The following is a 19,478-nucleotide window of genomic DNA, read 5'->3' as shown; positions in this document are numbered from 1 at the left end:
ATCACGTGCGCGAGCTCGTTGGCAAGGTTGCGGTGGTGACGGGCGCGGCCAGCGGCATCGGCCGGGCCCTGGCCCTGCGGTTAGCGGCCGAGGGCATGACGCTCATGCTGGCCGACGTCGACCACGGCGGGGTCGCGGAGACCGCCGCGCTGGCCGGGGACGGCAAGGTGCTCACGCAGATCACCGACGTCTCCGACGCGGCCGCCGTCGCCCACCTGGCCAATCGTTGCTTCGGCGAGCTCGGGGCCGTGCACGTGCTCTGCAACAACGCCGGCGTCTTCCAGGGCGGCCACATGTGGACCCGCGGCGAGGAGGACTTCGCCTGGCTGCTGGGCGTCAATCTGTGGGGTGTGCTGCACGCCGTCCACGCGTTCGTGCCGCGCATGATCGAACAGGACACCGAGGGGCACATCGTCAACACGGTGTCGGTGGCGGGGTTGTTCGCCGTCTCCGGGTCGGGTGGTTACGCGCTCAGCAAGCACGCCGCCCTGGCCGCCTCCCAAGCGCTCGCCCAGGACCTGGCCACCGTGGGCGCCAAGCTCCGGGTGACCGCCCTCTGCCCGGGGGCGGTCAGGACGCGGATCGCCGAGTCCGAGCGCGTACGCCCGTCCGTTCTGGCCGGCAGCCCCACCCAGGACGAGGTGGAGGCGCTTGAGCAGGTCGGCAGGGCCGCGGCGGGCGGCATCGAGCCGTCCGAGGTCGCTGATCTGGCCGTGCAGGCCATCCGCGAGGAGCGGTTCCTGGTGCTGAGCGATCCCAAATACGCCGCCAGGCTGCGCCTGCAGACCGAGACCCTGCTGACTGGAAACCTGCCGTCCTACCAGTGACGCTCGTGGGCGAGCACCCTGACCACGATGCCGCTGCGCGGCTTGACGACCAGCCGGACCGCGTCGCCCGGCAGCACGTCCTTGTAGACACCCTGCTCCACGCGGAACGCCGTGGCCTTGTCGGAGCTGCCGTCGTGCAGCGCGATGTAGTAGTCCCGCCGCGACCCGTGCTCGCCGCCCGACTCGACGTGGACCCACCGCTTGACGACGTGGCCGGTGACCTCCTGCCGCTTGTGGCCCGGCCAGGCGGCTTCGGCGGGTTCGATCTCCACACCGTGCCAGCCGCTGCCTGTGAAGATCCACTCCTGCTCGGGGTTGAGGGGCGCGGCCTCAGGCCCGGCGATCTCCCGGCCGCGCGCGGTCGGGAGGAATCCCCGCCCGCCCATGAGCAGGCTTATCCCCGCCACGAACGACACCATCGTCGCGATCCCGCCGGCCCACGACACCCCTGACCTGGTGATGGTGGCGTACCAGGGGACGACGAGCGCGGCCGCCAGGAGGACCGGCACGATCATGGTGGGCCAGCGCCGCCGCGCCAGACCGAGATCGATCGCACTCTGCCGGACCAGTGGCATGAACGCGCGCTCCAGATCGTCGCCGTCCGGCATGAGCGCGACGACCGGCGCGTCCGCCGCCCCTTTCATCCGGGCGGCCACCCGATCCAGCACCCAGCGCTCGTACGGCAGCAGCGGCTCCCGCCGTGGGGTTGTCAACGCAAGACGGTCCCCCTCGACCGTCGCCCACCCGCGCCCGGCCAGCTCGAACAGCGCCGCATGGAACACCTCCTGCGCCCGCATGTCGCGCAGAAGCTCCACCACGGGCTGAGGCGCGTCCCGCGCAGGAGGCGCCTTCGGCGGCCGCTCGCGGCTGGACACCTTGAAGGCGGCGGCCAGCGCGGCGACCCACACGGCCCACGCGGCCACCGGCCAGACAAGATCCATCTTTCTGTGTTAGCACGAGTCTCCCCGGCAGGCCAGGCGCAATATTCGGGGCCGATAGACTGGGGGTACCGCATTTCGCCTTTGGGGGGGTTCTCACGGTGTCTGAATTCGACACAGTGCTGGTGGTCGACTTCGGCGCGCAGTACGCACAGCTCATCGCCAGGCGGGTGCGCGAGTGCCACGTCTACTCCGAGATCGTCCCGTCGACGATGCCCGTCGAGGAGATGATGGCCAAGAATCCCAAGGCGATCATCCTCTCCGGCGGTCCCTCCTCGGTCTACGCCGAGGGCGCGCCGCCCGTGCCGCATGGGTTGTTCGAGACGGGCGTGCCCACGTTCGGCATCTGCTACGGCTTCCAGGCCATGGCGCAGGCGCTCGGCGGCGAGGTGGCCCGCACGGGCGTGGCCGAATACGGCGGCACCGCGCTGGAGGTGCTCGACGAGGGCATCATCTTCGCCGGCCTGCCGGCCAGCCAGAAGGTCTGGATGTCGCACGGTGACAGCGTCGCCGCCGCGCCCGAGGGCTTCCGGGTGACCGCCTCGACGCGCGAGACCCCGGTCGCCGCCTTCGAGCACGTCGAGCGCGGCCTCTACGGTGTGCAGTTCCACCCCGAGGTCCTGCACTCCGAGCACGGCCAGGTGGTGCTCAAGCACTTCCTCGACGCGGCCGGTTGCCGCCCGACCTGGACGATGCTCAACATCGTCGAGGAGTCCGTCGAGGCCGTACGCCGCCAGGTCGGCGAGGGCCGCGCCATCTGCGCGCTGTCGGGCGGCGTGGACTCGGCGGTGGCCGCCGCGATCGTGCAGCGGGCCATCGGCGACCGCCTGACCTGCGTGTTCGTCGACCACGGCCTGCTGCGCAAGGGCGAGGCGGAGCAGGTCGAGCGCGACTTCGTGGCCGCCACCGGCGTCAAGCTGCGGGTGGTCGACGCCTCCGACCGCTTCCTCAAGGCGCTGGACGGGGTCACCGACCCCGAGGAGAAGCGCAAGATCATCGGGCGCGAGTTCATTCGCGTCTTCGAGGACGAGCAGCGCGCCATCATGGCCGACGGCCCCGTGGACTTCCTGGTCCAGGGCACGCTCTACCCCGACGTGGTCGAGTCGGGCGGCGGCACCGGCACCGCCAACATCAAGTCCCACCACAACGTCGGAGGACTGCCGGAGGACCTGCAGTTCAAGCTGGTGGAGCCGCTGCGCGCGCTGTTCAAGGACGAGGTGCGCCGGGCGGGCGAGGAGCTCGGCCTGCCCGCCGCCATGGTCTGGCGCCAGCCGTTCCCCGGCCCCGGCCTCGGCATCCGGATCGTCGGCGAGGTGACCCGCGAACGCCTGGCCCTGCTGCGCGAGGCCGACGCGATCGCCCGCGAGGAGCTCTCGCGGGCCGGCCTCGACCGCCAGATCTGGCAGTGCCCAGTGGTGCTGCTGGCCGAGGTGCGGTCGGTGGGCGTGCAGGGGGACGGGCGCACGTACGGCCACCCGGTGGTGCTGCGGCCGGTCACCTCGGAGGACGCGATGACGGCGGACTGGGCGCGGGTGCCGTACGACGTGTTGTCGCGGATCTCGACCCGGATCACCAACGAGGTCCGGGAGATCAACCGGGTCGTCGTCGACGTGACCAGCAAGCCCCCGGGCACCATCGAGTGGGAGTGACGTAAGCCGAACTCTCGACAGCCCACCAGCGTGGCTACTTCGCCGCAGCCCAGGCCATCGGAGGACGGCTATGCCTACCAAGCGCGGCACTACCACGTCGACACCGGTAAAGGGGTGCGCGTCGATCGCGGCGTCTATCGCCTCCGTGAGTTCGCCGATCTCCCTGCGGGCGAACATGACCATCTCGTCCGCTGGGCACTGTGGAGCCGGGGACATGGGGTGATCTCTTGATCTACGCATGCGGTAGCGCGTAGGGACGGCCGGACTCGCTCCAGTAGGTGCTGTCCGGCCGTCGGCAGGCGGGTGCCTACTGGGTCAGCAGTTCCTGCCGCCGTTGATGCACTGCACGACCTTGTCCATGAGCTGCTCCGACATCACGACGACGGCGCCGGCGTGGTCGGTGTTCGGGCTGTTCCCTTCGCTGGCGAAGCTGTCCACGGCGAACGGGATGTCCGTGCCCTCGGGCTCGGTGGTGGGGACGTCGTCGTACGTCAGCGTCAGGCGCAGTTGCGGCACGGCCTCGGTGCCGCTCGGGCAGGCCCCCTCCTCGTCGGGGAAGGTGAGGTGGGTGCGGTGGTCGGCGCTGTCGAGGTTCTCGCCGTCCCAGCAACTCGGCATGTCGAAGACGCGGACCAGGTCGCTGCCGGAGGGGCAGATAGGGTACTTGTCGGTCAGGCGGTCGGTGAAGCCCGTACAGGTCCACGTCGGGCGGGCTTCGGCGCCGCCGTTGGTCGCGGCTCTGGCGTCGCCGGCGAGCATCCTGAGGAACTGCGGTGGCGCGGTGACCTCGGAGGTCGCGTTGCCGCGGTATTCCAGTCGCACCGACGACGGCTGTATGGCCGTGCCGGTGGCGTCCGCGTCCGTCTCGGCGCCGAGTACGCGCAGGGTCGGCCAGAAGTAGGCCGACTGATCGGCTTGGTTGCGGCAGGTGGTGTCCGCGTCGGAAAGGCTCTCGTTGGTGGAGACGGCGTCGGTGGACATGTTGCCGACGTAGTCGTACTGGGCCTGGGTCCCGTTACTCACGCCGGGGGCTGTGATGACGTTGTCGTTGTTGCTGTGGCCCTCGCTGCTCGTGCCGCATCGAGAGACGAACGTGCCGGTCGAGCCGCTCTCACTCGGCTCCGGTTGCTCGGAGGCGGCAACCTGCTGGATGTCGACGAAGTCGGCGGCCGACAGCGCGGCGTTCCCTGCATCGCCGAGGGTGCAGTTGGCCAGGTTGTCGAGGCCGGTGGGGCGTTGGGCGGTGCGGCCGATGGCGATGGCGATGCGGTCGATGGTGGCGCCTCGCTTGGAGGCGAGGGGGCCGAGGATGGCGTTCTGGACGAAGTTGGGGCCTCCTTGGCCGACGGAGCGGGCTAGTCGGTCGTTGGCCTCCTGGAGTTGTTTGTCCAGGAGGGCGAGGTTGCGGTCGACTTCGGCCTGGGCGGTGGCTGGTATTTGGGGAAGTTTGTCCGCGACGCTTGGGCAGACGATGCTCTGTGCTGCGGCCGTGCCGGCGTGTGCGAACGCCGGGGAGCCCGACAGGGCGAGCGCGATGCTCCCGCAAGCGGCCCCCAACCACGGTCCGAATCGTCTTCCCCCCGATGGAATCCGCATGCGGCCCCTCCTTCTGGTGTCGGGATAGTCCGATCTTCGAGAGGTACGGCGCCGCAAACCGAAGGGTTCATCCGGCCGTGGCCGGGCTCGAATGCGTATTTATCCACATTTCCGGATTGAACCCAGCGGACGACGCGGGGCGTACCACCCTGCGTCACCTCCGCTATGGGGGCTTCACCTCGTGAGGCCTCGAAAGGGTCGATCATGACGAAGCGCATCCTCACCGTCCCCGGCCTCGCGCTCGCCACGGCGTTGATCTCCACTGGGCTGATCAACGCCTCCCTCAGCCCGGCCGCCGCCCAGGTCGAGTCGAGCACCCCGATGTACTTCGCGGCGAAGCTCTACGGCAAGAACGAAGTGCCCGCGCCGGGCATGAAGGTCGGTGACGGCAACGGCAGTGCGATCGCCGTGTTCCGCATCCATGGCAACCGCGTCGACTACGCCATCCGCTGGCACAAAGTCGCCCCGCCGACCGGCTTCCATATCCACCGGGGCGACGCCGGCCAGAACGGCGACGTCCGGATCCCGTTCTTCGGTCAGGCGTTGCCCGCCTCGCTCAGCGCGATCAAGGGGACCGTCTACGTCAAGGACCTCGGGCTGCTCAACAGGATCATGCACAACCCCATGGGCTGGTACGCCAACCTGCACACCGGCGAGTTCCCCGGCGGCGCCGTACGCGCGCAGTTGCACCGGGTCCGGCCGGTGGTGCTCGAGTCAGTGCTGGCCGTCGGGAATCGCAGCACGCTCACCGCGGTGGCCGACGGCGACCAGGAGGTGCCGGCGCCCGGCATGAAGGTCGGCGACCCGGACGGGCGCGCCGCCTGGCTCGTCTGGGTGAAGGGCACCAAGGTGCACTTCGCCACCGCCTGGAACCGCGTCGCCGCGCCGACCGCCGCCCACATCCATCGCGCGCCCAAGGGCAAGAACGGCCCCGTGGCCGTGCCGTTCTTCGCCGCCGAGAAGGGCCTGCCGGCCGGCGTGAACGGCCTGGCCGGCACCGCCACCGCTCCCTCCCAGGTGGCCTTCCGCATCAAGAACAACCCCAAGAATTGGTACGCCAACCTGCACAACGCCGAGTTCCCCGGCGGTGCGGTCCGCGGCCAGCTCCACAGGGGCGGCTGGTAGAGATCTCCCGAACCCGACGCCGAGACGCCTCGCCGCTCAGGCCGGCGGGGTGTCGCTAGGCCGCTGTCACGTGTTGCTCCATGTCCGGAGTCTCGGCTGGCCCTCGTTGGTGCAGCCGGGGTGGTCGCCGGCGAAGCGGTTGCCCGGCGGCATCAGGCTCCAGTCCGGCAGCGTGCCGCCGTCGTAGGCGGCGCCGATGTCATTGGAGTAGAAGACGTTCCCGTGTGATGCGCACTCCTGGGAGGCCGGCCGGTCGCACCCGGTCGTGGGATGGCAGAACCACTCCTCGTACGCGCCGCGCACCCCGGTCCTGCGGAAGGTGTTGTCGAAGAGGCGATTGCCGTTGCTGTCGTTGCGTGCCCGCGTCGCGTCGCCGCTGACCAGCTCGAACCGGTTCCGCGTCACCGTGTTCCCATTGCTGTGGGTCTCCAGGTAGACGCCATGCATGAGCTTGCCCTCGGAGCCCGTGTTCTCCAGCTGCTTGAAATGGCTGGCCTCGACCCGGTTGCCCTTCGAGTTGGCCAGCGACAGCGCCGCGGTACCGGCGGTCTGCGGTGCGTGCTTGTTGCCGAGCCTGGTGAAGGTCATGCCCCAGATGATGTTCTTGTTGGCTCCCTTGGTGGCGGGCAGGCGCCGCCCGCCAGACGTGGTCAACCCGCCGACGATCTGGAGCCCGTTGGCGTAGTTCTGCACCTGCAGGTAGTAAAACCGCAGCATGGTGGCGCCGCCCGGATGTCCGCTCGGCAGCGTGGCCTTGAACCACCACCCGGCGGCGCCGCCCCCGTCGAAGATCGGCACGCCGTCGGCCGGCCTGCCGTTGCCGGGCGTGTAGCCGGTGGGCAGGAAGGAGATGGCGTGGCCTGGCACGTAGTGGTCCCACGACACCTGACTGGTCTGCCGGTAGGTGCCCCGGGCGATGCGGACCTCGACGTCCTTTCCTGGGGCGGCCGCCTTGAGCAGGGCCTGTACCCGAGCGAGGCTCGCCACCGCGGTTGAGCGCGTGCAGCCGTCGGCGGCGTCGGACCCGTCTGCGGCCATGAAGATCCGGTATACCTCGCCGCTGGTCGGGCAGGCCGCGGCCGGCTGCAGCGGATCCGCGGCGGCGTGCGCGGTCCCGGCCGCCCAAGCAGCTTGCGCGATCACGACGGCGGCGGCAAAAGCCGCCCTGGTGGTTCTCATATCGGTTACCTCAGGAGAAGGTTCCTACCGCGCGTCAAGGGCCCGCGGGGTAGCGGAGGTGGAGGCGGATGTTCGTCCAGTTCTGCACGCAGGAGGTGTCCGCGCAGTTCGACGGGTCGCGCACGCCGACCAGTTCCGGACTGGACCGCCAAGTGCGCCCGTAGTCGGTGGAGACCGTGAAACGGGTGCCGCGGTCCGGATCCGCCGCGTCGTACGCCGTCCTGACGTACATGCCGAAGATCGGGGCGATCGCCTCCCAGCCGGGGAAGACGGACAGTTGCCCGTCCACCAGATAGGGAACCCGGCGGTCCAGCAGCGCCTTGTCCGCTCCGGTGGGGCCGACGATCAGCCACTGCGGCAGGCCGATGAACGAGTTCTGCCCGAGCCGGTGGCTCAGCCACTTCACGTGGTTGGCCGGCACGATCTGCAGGCCGCCGCGCACGTTCTCGTCGTGGCTGAACCCGGCGTACGGCGAGGTCGACAGTGTGAGGGCGCCGGGATGGTTGGTGTCGACCTGGCCGGCGTGGGCGAACTCGGTGCCGCCGAACCGGCCCACGCCCGTGACTCGCTGCAGGACGTCGGCGATATGGACCGGTTCGCGGCCCGGGTAGCCCAGCAGGACGCGGCCGTTGGCGGGGTGCTCGACGCCGGCGACGGTGTCACCCGCCGCCCAGTTCTCGAACTCGATGGAGGAGGGTGATCCGTGCTGCGTGACGGGCTTGTAGACGGTGAACCGCAGCTTGCGCGGCGGCGGCTTGGTGTAGTCGCCGGCGAAGTAGGCGGTGACGGGCCGCCACTGCCGGGCGGCCTCGTCGTAGTAGGTGAAGGGAGAGCCGACCGGCGGCGAGCTCGCACCGCCGAAGATGCCCGTCCCGCCGACGATGTCGGTGTAGATGGTGTCGGCCTGCCAGCGGCCGCTGTCGGCCTCGTGGTACCTGTCGGGGCGGATGTTGATCAGGCTCGTACGCCAGTCCTGCGGGTCGCCCGGCCGCCAGGTGCCGTAGAAGCGCGGGTCGTACACCCGGTCCGGCCCGGCCTTGAGCCGCAGCACGTAGACCGAGGCCGCCAGGACATGTCCGCCGCCCCCGTTCACCGCACGGGAGTACTTCGACGCCCAGAACCCGTCCCCGGCGGCCATCGGCCGCGTCGCGGGTCGTTCCACCGACCCGATCCGCGTGCGCTGCCCGGCGGCGCCGACATGGGTGATCGCCCCGCCGGCGACGTTGACCATCTCGATGTCGAACTGCCGCTGGAGTGTGGCCTGGTTCTCGGGCAGGACGACTTCGGGTGTGGGGTTCCCGAACACGTTGTTGGTGCCGTGCGACACGGGATCCTGCCGCGCCGATGCCGACGCCGGCGCTGCGGCTGTGACCAGAACCATCGCAACCGACATCACCGCCGGGCACAGAACGCGTCGGGTGAGGCGCATTCCGAACCTCGATCGCATCAGATCAGCCCAACCGCGGCACGTGCTGCACGTACGGACCTTCGAGCATGCCCTCGGGGCACGGTAACGGGCCTCCCTGGCAATATTGCATCCATCCGAGCACGGTGCCATCGCCGCTGACCGTCATGTCCCCGTGGTGGCCGAATTCGAAGACGAGCTGTGAGGTCTTCGCCACCGTGTCTGCGATTCCGAGCCGGGGAGTGCCTGTCGAGTTTGCGCCGTCCATATATGCCATGACTCGCCCGTTTGTGCTCAGGTCCATCGGGGATGACAGGCTTTTCACGACCACGTCCGCCTCGGTGATAGACCTCGCCGTGATTGGCACGACTGCGGTACTTTCCCTCCTTTGGTTGTTATAGATGACTGCCACCTTGGCGCCGTCGCTGGAGATCACAGGGTCGCGTGCGTACTCGTTGGCGGACGCGTTCTGCATGAGGTTGGTCCGCGTGCCCCCTTCCCAAAGCATGGGGAGTCTTTGGTCTATCGCAAGGTCCCTGTCCCTGCGCGTGTACACAATGCGGTTGCCGTCGTGCGACACGCTGACGGCGATGTCACATGGCTGGCGCTCCCGCGCGCATGGGTCGACCAGCTCCCGCCCAGCGTTCCGCTGCTTGCGCCAGATGGGCTTGTCGGCGTTCAGGTCTTCCTCATCCATCTCCTGGTACACCAGGACATTCCCATTCCCGGAGAGTTCCGCTACCACCGGCGCCGTGCCGTCGCTCGCCGGTGCGCCCTCCCAAGTTGTCAGCTCGGCCATGTCGTGAACGAGGACACGCTCCGAGCTTCCACCCGCGGCTGGGGTGATGAATGCCACGCTGTTTCCGTCGTAAGAAGGCGACGATGGATGAGAAAACGACGTCTGGATCGGGTGCGGGGTGTGTCCATCCATGCCTCGGGACGCCAGGTCGATCTCACCAGTGGTCAGATCCTTGCGTATGAGATAGATGACGGTGCTGTTCGGGTCATAGATCTCGGGTGGGGCCAGGTTGCTGCGGGCCTCGATCCCGAAGAAGGCATACCTTCCGTTGTTGGAGAGCGCGAATCCGTGCACACCATACTTTTCCGGGTTGCCGTTGGCGTCTGCGGCGATGTAGGTGGGCGAGCCGAGGCGGCCCAGCAGTTCAGCGGGGGTCGTCGGTCCTACCCAGCCGGACGTCGAAGACAGCCCCGCGGTGATCGCGGTGACCTGGACGTAGTAGGGCTTGCCGAGCTTGAGTTGGCCGGTGTAGGCGGAGTAGTTGGCCGCTCCGGCGCGGGCGGGCACGTAGGTGGTGGAGGTGGGCGGATGGGTGGTGATGGCGTACTCGGTGACCGGGCTGTCGCCGGGTGTCACCGCCGGCCAGGTCACCCCTAGCGACAACGGAGCGGGCTTGACCTCGACCTTCGGAGGGCTGGGCCGGGTGCCGACCCGGATGCCCGCCCGGGCGGGTTGTTTGTCGCCCTGCGTTGGAGCGGCCTCGATCTCGGCGACGCCGCGTTCGTCGGAGGTGTAGACGCCGTCCTGGTTGACGGTGCCCGGGCCGGAGACCACTCGCCAGCGCACCGGCGGTGGGGTGCCGTTCGCGGTGACCTTGAGGGTGAGGGATTCGTTCAGCCCGATGTCGGCGCTGCTCGGTTGGATGAGGATGCCGTCCCAGGCGCCGGGAGCCCGGGCGATCACGGTGTTGACGTCCCCGATGGGCCAGTCCTTGGACAGTTCGAAGGTGAAGAGCTTCAGCTTCAGTGAGACGCTGGCCGAGATTCCCGCCCGGACCTCCCACCAGGGATTCGCGCCGACGTCGACGGTCGCCTTGACGTACGGGCCGGCGCTGAACTCCGGGCCCGCCACGCCGTACACCTTGAGCAGCAGGCCTACCGACACCCCGGCCTGGGCGCCGACCGAGCCGTAGGCCTGGAGGTCGTCCAGGTAATTGCTGCTGCCCGGCTCGTTGATCACGTTGAAGTCGGTGACGGTGGCGTTGTGCGTGCGCATCTCGCCGGCGATGACGCGGGAATAGCCCGCCGAGACCCGGATGCCGACGGAGCCGTTCACACTGACCGTGGCCTTGAAGGTGAGTTCGGGGACGAGCACGATCGGGGCCGGCCCGGCGGGGATGGTGATCGGTGCGGTGGTGAACGAGCCCAGCGGGATCGTCTGCTTCAGCTCGCCGCCGATGCCTGCCTTGAGTGTCGCGTTGGCCCGGGTCTGCGCACCCAGCTTCAGCCGGGTCTTGACACCGTCCACGCCGATGTCGATGCCTCCCTTGAGGATGGGGCGCAGCCCGGCCTCGGCTTGGAGCGAGGCGTAGGGGAAGCCGTTGACGCTGGTGGAGAAGCTGATCACGGCCTCGCCGTCGCGGATTCCGATGCTCGCGCCCCGGGTCGCGCGTGGGGCGCCCTGCTGGAGGGTGCGGCCTTCGACGATGGGTTGGACCAGGGTGACGCCGGGCGAGGCGGGCTTGAAATCGCGGATCTCGGCGGCGCTGATCGTCTCGTCGTAGGCGACGGCTCCCGCGCCGAGCACTTCGTCGAGACCGGCGTGGGCGGTGAACACCACGAACAGCCCGCTCATCTCGCGCGCGCCGGTGACCTTGCGGAACAGGCCCTCCGGCAACCGCGGATGCGAGGTGGCGATGATGAACGTCCCCGGTGTCAGTGAGGTGATCTCGGACGGCGGCTGGACGAAGTCGAGCGTCCCGTCGGGGTGGGCGGTCTGAAGGGTGTTCAGCGCCGCGTTGGAGAGCACCTTGGGGGTTGCCTTGACGGACAGGTCGGGCATCACTGGCCCGGTAGCCTCGCTGGCCGTGCCGATGCCGTGCGTGTTGGTGGCGGCGATCGTGATCGTGTAGCCGGTGTCGGCGCGCAGGCCGGTGAGGGTGGCGGAGGTCCCGGTCACGGTCGCCGACTTGCCGCCCGTTCCTGTGGCGGTCACCGTGTAGGAGGTGATCGGCGCGGTCCCGGTGTCCTCCGGCGCGGTCCACGTCACCTTGATCGAGCCGTCGGCCACGACCGAGGCACGCACGTCTGTCGGTACGGCCGGGGCCCGGCTCGCGTCGGGCGTCAGCGGGTCGGTCGTCGCGGCCGGGCTGGTGCCGGCCTTGTTCTTGGCCACCACCGACAGGGTGTACGCGGTGCCGTTGGTCAGCCCTGAGACCGACGCGACGGTGGTGTCGGGCGGGGTGTCCACGGTGCGCCCGCCCGGCTCGGCGGTCACGGTGTAGCCGGTGATGGCCGAGCCTCCGTCGGCCGCCGGCGCCCACTGGATGTCGATCCTGCCGTCCAGCGGCACCGCCGCGGTGATCAGCGGTTTCACCGGAACCTCCGCCTCGGCCGGTGAGACCGGTTCCGACGTCGGCGACGGCTGTCCCGACCCGTTGCCGTTGGCCGCGGTCACCGTGAACGTGTAGACGGTGCCGTTGTCCAGGCCGGACACCACGGCCTCGGTCTCCTGGGGGCTCGCCTTGACGCTCGCGCCGCCGGGTTCGGCGGCCACCACGTATTCGGTCACGCCGGCCGCGCCGGTCTCCGGCGGGCTCCAGCTCACTCGCACCTCGCCGTCGCGCGGGAACACCTCGGTGATCAGCGGACGGCCCGGGGGCTTCGGGTCGGCCGGGATCGCCGGGGTGGAGTGCGCCGACGGCGGCGAGGTCCCCAGGCTGTTGGTGGCTGTGACGGTGAAGGTGTACGCGGTGCCGTTGTCCAGGCCGGTGACCGTCGCCGTCGTCGCGCCGGTGGTGGTGGCGGTCCTGCCCCAGGGGTACGCGGTCACCGTGTACCCGGTGATGCGCGTACCACCGTCGAAGGGCTTCTGCCAGGAGACGGTGACCTGCTTGTCTCCCGCCTCCGCCTTGACCTGGGTCGGTGCGTCGGGCTTGGTCGCAGCCTCGGCATAAGCGTATAAGTCTCCCCAGACCTGGACGGGGCTGGCGCTGCCGTTGTAGATGCGGATGGTGCCGTTGTCCGAGGTCTTGGTCCACACCAGGTTGAAGCCGGTCCCGTTGGCGGGGAACTGCACCGACGACGGATCGGGGGCGCTCGTCCCGCCCGGGTAGACGGTCAGGAAGCTCGCGTGCGCCGAGCCGCGGGCCGACAGCAGCAGCGCCACCCCCGACACCCCCGACTGCGGGACTCCGGCCGTCCCGCCGACCCTGAGCACCTTGGTGCCCTTGGCGGGGATCGGTCCGCCGTCGGCGGCGGTGTCCAGGACCCGCTGCGGCTTGACGGGGATCACGCCGGACGTGGGCACCGCCGACGGCGCCGCCCGGTAGTAGCCGACCACGTCGGCCAGGTAGTGCGTACTTCCCTGACCGGCGTTGCGCAGCGACAGTCGTCCGTCCGTGGACAACTTGGTTATCACGGTGTTGGACTTGTGACGGCCCGCCACGAAATGACCGTGCCCGTAGCGGGGGGAGGAGCCCGCCGGATAGACCTGCCAGGATCCCGTGGCGGTCGTCTGGACCGCGGTCACGTTCAGCACGACCGCGCCGATCTGGGAGGCGGCGGGCAGCCCGCCCTTGCCGGCCACCTGGAAGGTGATCGACGAGTTCGGCCCGACCGGGGTGGTGGTGGAGACGCCGACGCCCTCCTTGGTGTTCAGGATCCTGCTCTGGACGGCGGGGACGAACCGCAGGCCCTCGGGCACGGCGTCCCTGACGTAGTAGCCGTTGACATCCACGACAACGCGCACGTTCCCGGTGCTGTTGTTGAGGAAGCTCGCCTCACCCGCCGCGTTGAGCCGGATCATCGCGTGGGCGGACGACCACTGGACGTTCGCGTCGAAGGCGACCGTCGTCACTTGCGGCACCGGGTCGCCGGCCGCCCAGGCGCGCAGCGATCCGGCGGCCGGCGGCGATCCGACCGCCACGTGCGCGGCCACGGCCACGACCCCCTCGGCGGGGATGCCATTGCTTCCGGCCAGCTTGCGCGTCACCGTCCCGCCCGCGGCCACGCCTCCCGCACCGGTGTCGACCATGCGCTCCGGCAGGTCGAGCGGGACGTACTGGCCGACCGACCTGCTCGCGGACGCGGTCGCCGCCTGATCAGCCGTCGGCTCGGAGCCTCCAGGTCCTCCCGGATCGGCAGCCGCGGGCGGCGCCGTGCCGCCCACGGTCAGCAGGACGGCGACCACCAGGGCCCGAAGCATCTTCTGTAACACGTGTTGCCTCCCTAGAGGGGAACGGCTGTACCAAGCGCATGATCAGCCTTGTCCCCGCCCTCCTCTTCGATCTGCGCCCGGAGGAGAGTGCCATGTTGTGATCCGCGCTCAAGGATGGGGGACGCCGCCCTCGGTCCGTCATTGATTCATCCCTGATCCGTCCTTGGTCCTCGGTATGCTGGCCCACGCGCCGACCTGACCGACTCCTCCCGGAGGTGGGGCCCGTTGCTGGAGTTCCGGATCCTGGGCCCGCTCGACGTACGCCGGGACGGCCGGCGAATCCGGCCGGGCGGCCCTCGACAGAACAAGATCCTTCTCATGCTGCTGCTCGAGCCCGGCAGGGTGGTGTCGATCGAAGCTCTCATCGAGGCGGTGTGGGACGGCAACGAGCCTTCCACCGCACGCAAGCAGGTGCAGAACGGCGTCGCCGACCTTCGGCGCGCCTTGGCGTCAGCCGGGGAAGCAGACCGGATCGTGACCGATGGACCCGGATACCTGCTGCGGCTGGACGATGACGCCCAGCTCGACTGGCAGCGGTTCGAGCACCGGGTGGCCGAGGCGGGCCCCCTCGCCGGCGAAGGCCGCCTCGATCGCGCCGTAGAGGCGCTGCGTGCCGCTCTCGCGTTGTGGCGCGGCCCGGCTCTGGGCGGTCCCGCCGGTGGGCCCCTGACGTCGGCCGCCGCCCGCATGGACGAGCAGCGCCTGGCCGCCATGGAGCAGTGCTGGGAGCACCGGCTCGCGCTCGGCGAGCACCGCGAGCTGGTCGGCGAGCTGACCGCGCACGTGGCCGAGCACCCGTTCCGTGAGCATGGGGTCGGACAGCTCATGCGCGCCCTGCACCAGGGCGGGCGCACCCCCGAGGCGCTGAGTGTCTACGCCGCGGCGCAGCGACGCCTGGCGGAGGAGATGGGGCTGGAGCCGGGTGCCGGGCTGCGGCGGCTCCAGATGGACATGCTGCAGGCGGGCGGCGACCAGGTTCCGACGCGTGCCGACCCGGCGGGTTACACGGGCCGCCATCCGCCGCCCGTCCAACTGCCGGCGGGAATCCCGGACTTGGCAGGGCGCGGGGAGCTCCTCGAACGGGTCGTCACGGCCCTGCGCACCGCGGACGCCGCCACGTCGCCGCGCGTGGTCATCACCGGTCCCGGCGGCATCGGGAAGACGGTGTTCACCGTACGGCTGGCCCACGAACTGCGGCGCGACTACCCCGACGGCATCCTTTGCGCGAGGCTTTCGCCGTCAAGCCGGTCCGAGGCGTTGCTCGGACGGTTCCTTGAGGCATTCGGGGTACCGCCGCAGGAGCTTCCCGACAGCATTGACGACCGCGTCGACATGTTCAGGGGGATACTGACTGGCCGGCGCGTGCTCGTCATCATCGACAACGCCCAGCAGGAGAACCAGATCGGCGCCCTGCTGCCCGAACGGCCCGGCTCCGCCGTACTGATCACCAGCAGGCGGCGGCTGGCGGGCACCGACGCCTGGCTGTCCCTGCAGATGCCCCCGCTACCGGAGGCCGGCGCCGTCGAGTTGCTCCGTGAAGCCGCCGGTGAACGGCAGGACCTGGCGGCCGCCAGGCAGATCGCACGCTACTGCGGCGGCTTCCCGCTGGCGGTCCGCATCGCGGCAGCACGGCTGGCGACCCGGCAGAACTGGACCCTCGCCGACCTCGCCGACCGCCTCGGGGACGCGAAAACGCGCCTCGACTGGCTGCGGCTCGGTGACGCCGCGGTGCGGACCGGCATCCTGGACAGCTACAGCGACCTGACCGGTGACCAGCAGCGGCTGTTCTGCTGGCTCGGCTTCCTGCGGATCAATCCTTTTCCGTCCTGGGTGGCCACCGCGCTCATCGGCCCGGGGGCGGAGCTCGTCCTCGATGAGCTGGTGGAGGCGCACCTGGTGGAGCCCGCGGGGCGCGATGCCACCGGTCCCCGCTACCGCATGCACGACCTCGTCCTGCTGTGCGCGTCGGAGCTGGCGGCGCAGGGCGGCGACGCCGGGCAGCGCGATGCGGCGGTCCGGCGCGCCACGCACGGATGGTTCGCCCTGGCCGCCGCCGCCGATGACGGGCTGGCCCACTGGGTGGGGGTTGACCGTGCCCCCGAGCCGTGCTGGCGACCACCCGACGCGATCGTCGAGCGCGTGCGAGACCGTCCGGTCGAGTGGTTCGACGAGGAACGCGAGACTCTGGTCTCGCTCGTCCGCCGCGCGGCGGACGCAGGCGGCGACCCGCACGGTGACTCAAGCGGTTGCTCAGGCGCTGACCCGGACGGTGACTCGAGCGGTGACTCAGGCGGCGACGCGGGGCTGGCCTGGCCGCTCGCGCAACGCCTGTCGAACATCCTGGAGTTGCAGGGTCGCCACGACGAGCGGGTGGCGGTGCTGTCATCCGGCCTGCGGGCCGCAGAACGGCTCGGCGACGACCAGGGCAGGGCCACCATGCTCGGCCTGCTGATGCTGGTCGAGAGCGACCGCGACGACTATCTGGCCGCGCTCGGCTACGGCGAACGCGCGCTGAGGGCCTACCGGCTGGCCGCCGGACCTGGATCCGATCCCTCTCCGGCTCCCGTCTCCCAACCGGAGCCCCATCAGGGCACGGACGGCGACTGGTTGTCAGTCGGGCTCGTGACCGCCCGCCGGATTCTCACCTGGCGCCACCAACACCGCGAGGGCGACTACCTCAGCCTGTTCGAGCGCGCCCGGGATGCCTTCCGCGCCAGCCGGACCCCCCTTCTGGAAGCCTGGGCCCTCCGCTGCACCGGTCTGATCTACTGCAGGCAACAGCGGTTCGCCGAGGCCGAGGTCTGCCTGGAACGGGTGCGCGCCATTCTGCTCGCCGTTGGCGAACATGCCCATCTCGCCCATGCAGGTGGGGACCTCGCCGGGTTCTCTGCGGCCCAGGGGAGATGGGCCGAGGCCGAGGCGATCGCCTCCGAGGCCATCGAGCAGGCACATGTCCACTCGGATCCGTGGGGCCTCGGACGGGCGCTGATCACCATGGGCGAAGTGTTCCGGGCTCGAGGGGCCGCCGCGTCCGCCGCGGACGCCTACCGCCAGGCGCTCGCCATCTGGCAGTCGCTGCGCATACCCGCCAGGGAGACCCAGGCGCGGCAAGCGCTGGCCGATCTCATGGAGGCAGAGCCCACGCCGTACACCGCTCGGCCGTCCGGCTGAGCGCCTTCCATCTGCGCAACTCGGTACAGCGGTGACGCGCGACGAGATACGTGACGATGCCGTGGAGTCACGGCCGCACCTGGCGATGGAGCGGCGCCTTCTTGCCCGAAGCCCGCGATGCTTCACGCGGATGTCGTGGGCCTCATGGTTGCTCGCGCTCAGCAGGCTCAGCCGCAGGCTCGGTCCCGGTCCCGGTCCCGGTCCCGGTCTCCGCCTCCGTCGCGGGCTCGGGCGACGGCTCAGGCGAAGGTAGGAGTTCGGGCTGTGGTGGCCGTACCGGGTGCCGGCCCCGCCGTACGAGCCGCATAACCAAAACGCCCACGCTCCTCAAGAGGAACGGCACCAGCAGCACCCCGACGAAGATCGGCGAGGCCATGTACCGGAAATCCTGCGCCGAGATGTTGGCCAGCACCGCCAGCTGCTGCCCGGCCACCACGGCCGCCACCCCCACCGCATACCGGTTGCGCACCACCACCGCCCCCAGCGCCACGGCCAGGTACGACAGGTACGCCCACGACGCCCCCCGCCACAACGCCCAGTCGTACCCGGGCTCCAGCGAAGCCGTCAGCCACCGATCGGCCACCTGGTTCAGCTCCGACGACAGCGGCCGCAGCGTGTAGACCTCGCGTCCGGGGAAGTCCGGCACCTTGGCCGGCCCGACGTAGGTGTCCGCGGTGGGCCGGCGCGAGAAACGATACGTCGCCCCACCCGTCATCAAGGGATCCTGCACAGGCTTCCAGGCGATCGCCCCTCGGCAGAGGCGCGCGTCGACGATCAGCCGCGGCTCGCTGAGCAGCAGTCGTTTCCACAACTCGAGCAGCTCGGTGGTGTGCGCGTCGGCCTGCTGCCAGCTGAAGTCGCCCCGCCAGATCAGCGGGTTGATCGTGTAACACGTCCCGCCCCACCACCATCGCTCCAGCGGCGCCACCGACGCCATCAACGTCTTGTCCCGCGCGCTGAACAGGTCGGGCCGGTCCCGGAACGCCACCGCGATGTCCCCGAAGGCCGTGTGGTAGACGTACGTCTTCGACGGGGCGACGATGCCGAACTGGGGGAAAATGAGGTTCGTGAGCACGAGCGGAAGCGCCGCCGCGACCGTACCGGCAAGGAGCAGGCGCACCCGCATGGTCGTGACGACCAGCACGAGCACGACGACGGCCACGCCCACGACGAGGAAGCCGTTCGCGCGGAACAACCCCAGCGCCAGCATCAGCCCCCCGAGCCCGGCCAGCCCGGGCCAGGTGATCGCGCGCCGGGCCGCGAAGCGCGCGCACACCCCCGCGATCGCCACCGCGCAGATCGTGAACGGCACGTCCTTCCACAACGTGACCGCGAACGCCCCCACAGGCGGCGCCAACGGCATGAGCACCGCCACCGCCGTGGTGGGCGCACGCGGGGCGCCGAGCGCCTTCAGCGACTGGGCCAGGAAGGTCAGCGCCGCCGCCATGGCCGTGGTCTGCGCGAACGTGACCACGCCCAGGTCGCCGGTCGTCCGGAAGCTCAGCCACAGCAGCGCGTCGTAGACCACGGAATGGTCGCTCACCCAGGGGCCGACGACGGTGTGGCTCAGGTAGAGGACCGAGTCGCGGCTGAACAGGCCGGGGTAGAAGGCCGCCCACCAGCACCCGAGCACCGCCTGGACGGCGAGGAAGGTGGCGAGGGCGCCCCACGGTTTGGGCTTCTCGACGGTCGTGTCGCTCCCCATGTCTCCGATCCCGAGCTGCCGGAGGGCCCCCTAGAAGTAGCTCACTCCGGCCTTCGGCCCCTTGCCGCGCAGCAGTGTCGGCACCGTGACGAGGCGGTAGCCGCGCTTCTTGAGCTCCTTGACGATGCCGGGCATGGCCTTCACGGTCGCCGGGACCGTGTCGTGCATGAGGATCACGCCGTTGCGCTGGGCCAGCCTGAGCACGGCCGCCTTGATCTTCTTGGCGTCACGCAGTTGCCAGTCGAGCGTCGTGCCCGTCCACATGATCTGCGCGAGCTCTGCCTGGTCGGCCAGTCCCAGCACCCGCTCGTCCGTGTGCCCGTACGGCGGGCGGAACATCACCGGCGACCGCCCCGTGGCCTGCTGGATGATCTCCTGGGTGCTCTGGAGCTCCGCGACGATCTCGTCGTCGAGAAGCGTCGGCAGTGAGGGATGCGAGTAGCTGTGGTTGCCGATCGCGTGCCCCTGCGCCACCACCTGCGCGGCGATCTTCGGACGCACCTCCACCTGTTTGCCGACCAGGAAGAAGGTCGCCTTCGCCCCCGCCTGCTTCAACGTCTTGAGCAGGGCGGGCGTGGTCTCTCCCGGACCGTCGTCGAACGTCAGCGCCAGGCACTTCACCCGGGAGCAGTCGATCTGCGCGTGGGCAGCGGCAGGCGCGGAGGTCAGGGCCAGCGAGGCTGCGAGTAAGGCGTGAATCACCACAA

General features: G+C 70.0%; 11 protein-coding genes. 4 read left to right on the top strand and 7 right to left on the bottom strand.

Annotation, left to right across the window (positions count from 1 at the left end):
• Positions 1–5: 5 nt before the first annotated feature.
• Entirely contained in the window at positions 6–827 is an 822-nt protein-coding gene (locus ACTWQA_RS24150) for an SDR family NAD(P)-dependent oxidoreductase (protein WP_443161389.1), read from the top strand.
• Here ACTWQA_RS24150 and ACTWQA_RS24145 read toward each other — a convergent pair.
• Positions 818–1,768, bottom strand: coding sequence for a hypothetical protein (locus ACTWQA_RS24145; RefSeq protein WP_443161388.1), 951 nt, complete (start codon positions 1,766–1,768; stop codon positions 818–820). The two genes, ACTWQA_RS24150 and ACTWQA_RS24145, sit on opposite strands and share 10 nt — an antisense overlap.
• 98 nt (positions 1,769–1,866) lie before the next feature.
• On the opposite strand from ACTWQA_RS24145, the gene guaA reads away from it, so the two are divergent.
• On the top strand, positions 1,867–3,414 hold the full coding sequence (guaA, locus tag ACTWQA_RS24140) for a glutamine-hydrolyzing GMP synthase (RefSeq protein WP_305924474.1): 1,548 nt from the start codon (positions 1,867–1,869) through the stop codon (positions 3,412–3,414).
• A 315-nt stretch (positions 3,415–3,729) separates the two neighbouring features.
• Here the strand turns inward: guaA and ACTWQA_RS24135 are convergent, their stop codons facing one another.
• Complete coding sequence (locus ACTWQA_RS24135; protein ID WP_443161387.1) at positions 3,730–5,010, bottom strand: DUF1996 domain-containing protein; 1,281 nt, start codon at positions 5,008–5,010, stop codon at positions 3,730–3,732.
• Between the two features lie 204 nt (positions 5,011–5,214).
• Here ACTWQA_RS24135 and ACTWQA_RS24130 point away from each other — a divergent pair, with 204 nt between their 5' ends.
• On the top strand, positions 5,215–6,135 hold the full coding sequence (locus tag ACTWQA_RS24130) for a CHRD domain-containing protein (RefSeq protein ID WP_443161386.1): 921 nt from the start codon (positions 5,215–5,217) through the stop codon (positions 6,133–6,135).
• Positions 6,136–6,201: 66 nt separating this feature from the next.
• On the opposite strand, the gene ACTWQA_RS24125 is transcribed toward ACTWQA_RS24130, so the two are convergent.
• The 3 genes from ACTWQA_RS24125 to ACTWQA_RS24115 all read right to left on the bottom strand — a co-directional run bounded on the left by ACTWQA_RS24125 (position 6,202) and on the right by ACTWQA_RS24115 (position 13,895).
• Positions 6,202–7,314, bottom strand: coding sequence for a hypothetical protein (locus ACTWQA_RS24125; RefSeq protein ID WP_443161385.1), 1,113 nt, complete (start codon positions 7,312–7,314; stop codon positions 6,202–6,204).
• 34 nt (positions 7,315–7,348) lie between these two features.
• Positions 7,349–8,641, bottom strand: a complete 1,293-nt coding sequence (locus ACTWQA_RS24120; protein ID WP_443161384.1) for a hypothetical protein — start codon at positions 8,639–8,641, stop codon at positions 7,349–7,351.
• Positions 8,642–8,765: 124 nt separating this feature from the next.
• On the bottom strand, positions 8,766–13,895 hold the full coding sequence (locus ACTWQA_RS24115) for a fibronectin type III domain-containing protein (RefSeq protein WP_443161383.1): 5,130 nt from the start codon (positions 13,893–13,895) through the stop codon (positions 8,766–8,768).
• Positions 13,896–14,120: 225 nt separating this feature from the next.
• Here ACTWQA_RS24115 and ACTWQA_RS24110 point away from each other — a divergent pair, with 225 nt between their 5' ends.
• Positions 14,121–17,066 carry a BTAD domain-containing putative transcriptional regulator gene (locus tag ACTWQA_RS24110; RefSeq protein WP_443161382.1) on the top strand — a complete coding sequence of 982 codons (2,946 nt, stop codon included), beginning with the start codon at positions 14,121–14,123 and terminating at the stop codon, positions 17,064–17,066.
• Between the two features lie 142 nt (positions 17,067–17,208).
• Here the strand turns inward: ACTWQA_RS24110 and ACTWQA_RS24105 are convergent, their stop codons facing one another.
• Both ACTWQA_RS24105 and ACTWQA_RS24100 read right to left on the bottom strand, forming a co-directional pair.
• Positions 17,209–18,771 (bottom strand): hypothetical protein, encoded by a 1,563-nt coding sequence (locus ACTWQA_RS24105; protein ID WP_443161381.1) that lies wholly within the window; start codon positions 18,769–18,771, stop codon positions 17,209–17,211.
• Positions 18,772–18,801: 30 nt separating this feature from the next.
• Positions 18,802–19,476 carry a polysaccharide deacetylase family protein gene (locus tag ACTWQA_RS24100; protein WP_443161380.1) on the bottom strand — a complete coding sequence of 225 codons (675 nt, stop codon included), beginning with the start codon at positions 19,474–19,476 and terminating at the stop codon, positions 18,802–18,804.
• Positions 19,477–19,478 lie beyond the last annotated feature (2 nt).

It is taken from the genome of Nonomuraea sp. 10N515B (assembly GCF_052245915.1).
GTDB lineage: Bacteria > Actinomycetota > Actinomycetes > Streptosporangiales > Streptosporangiaceae > Nonomuraea.
Note: the sequence above shows the minus strand (reverse complement) of the source record. Positions and strands in the feature narration are given on the sequence as shown.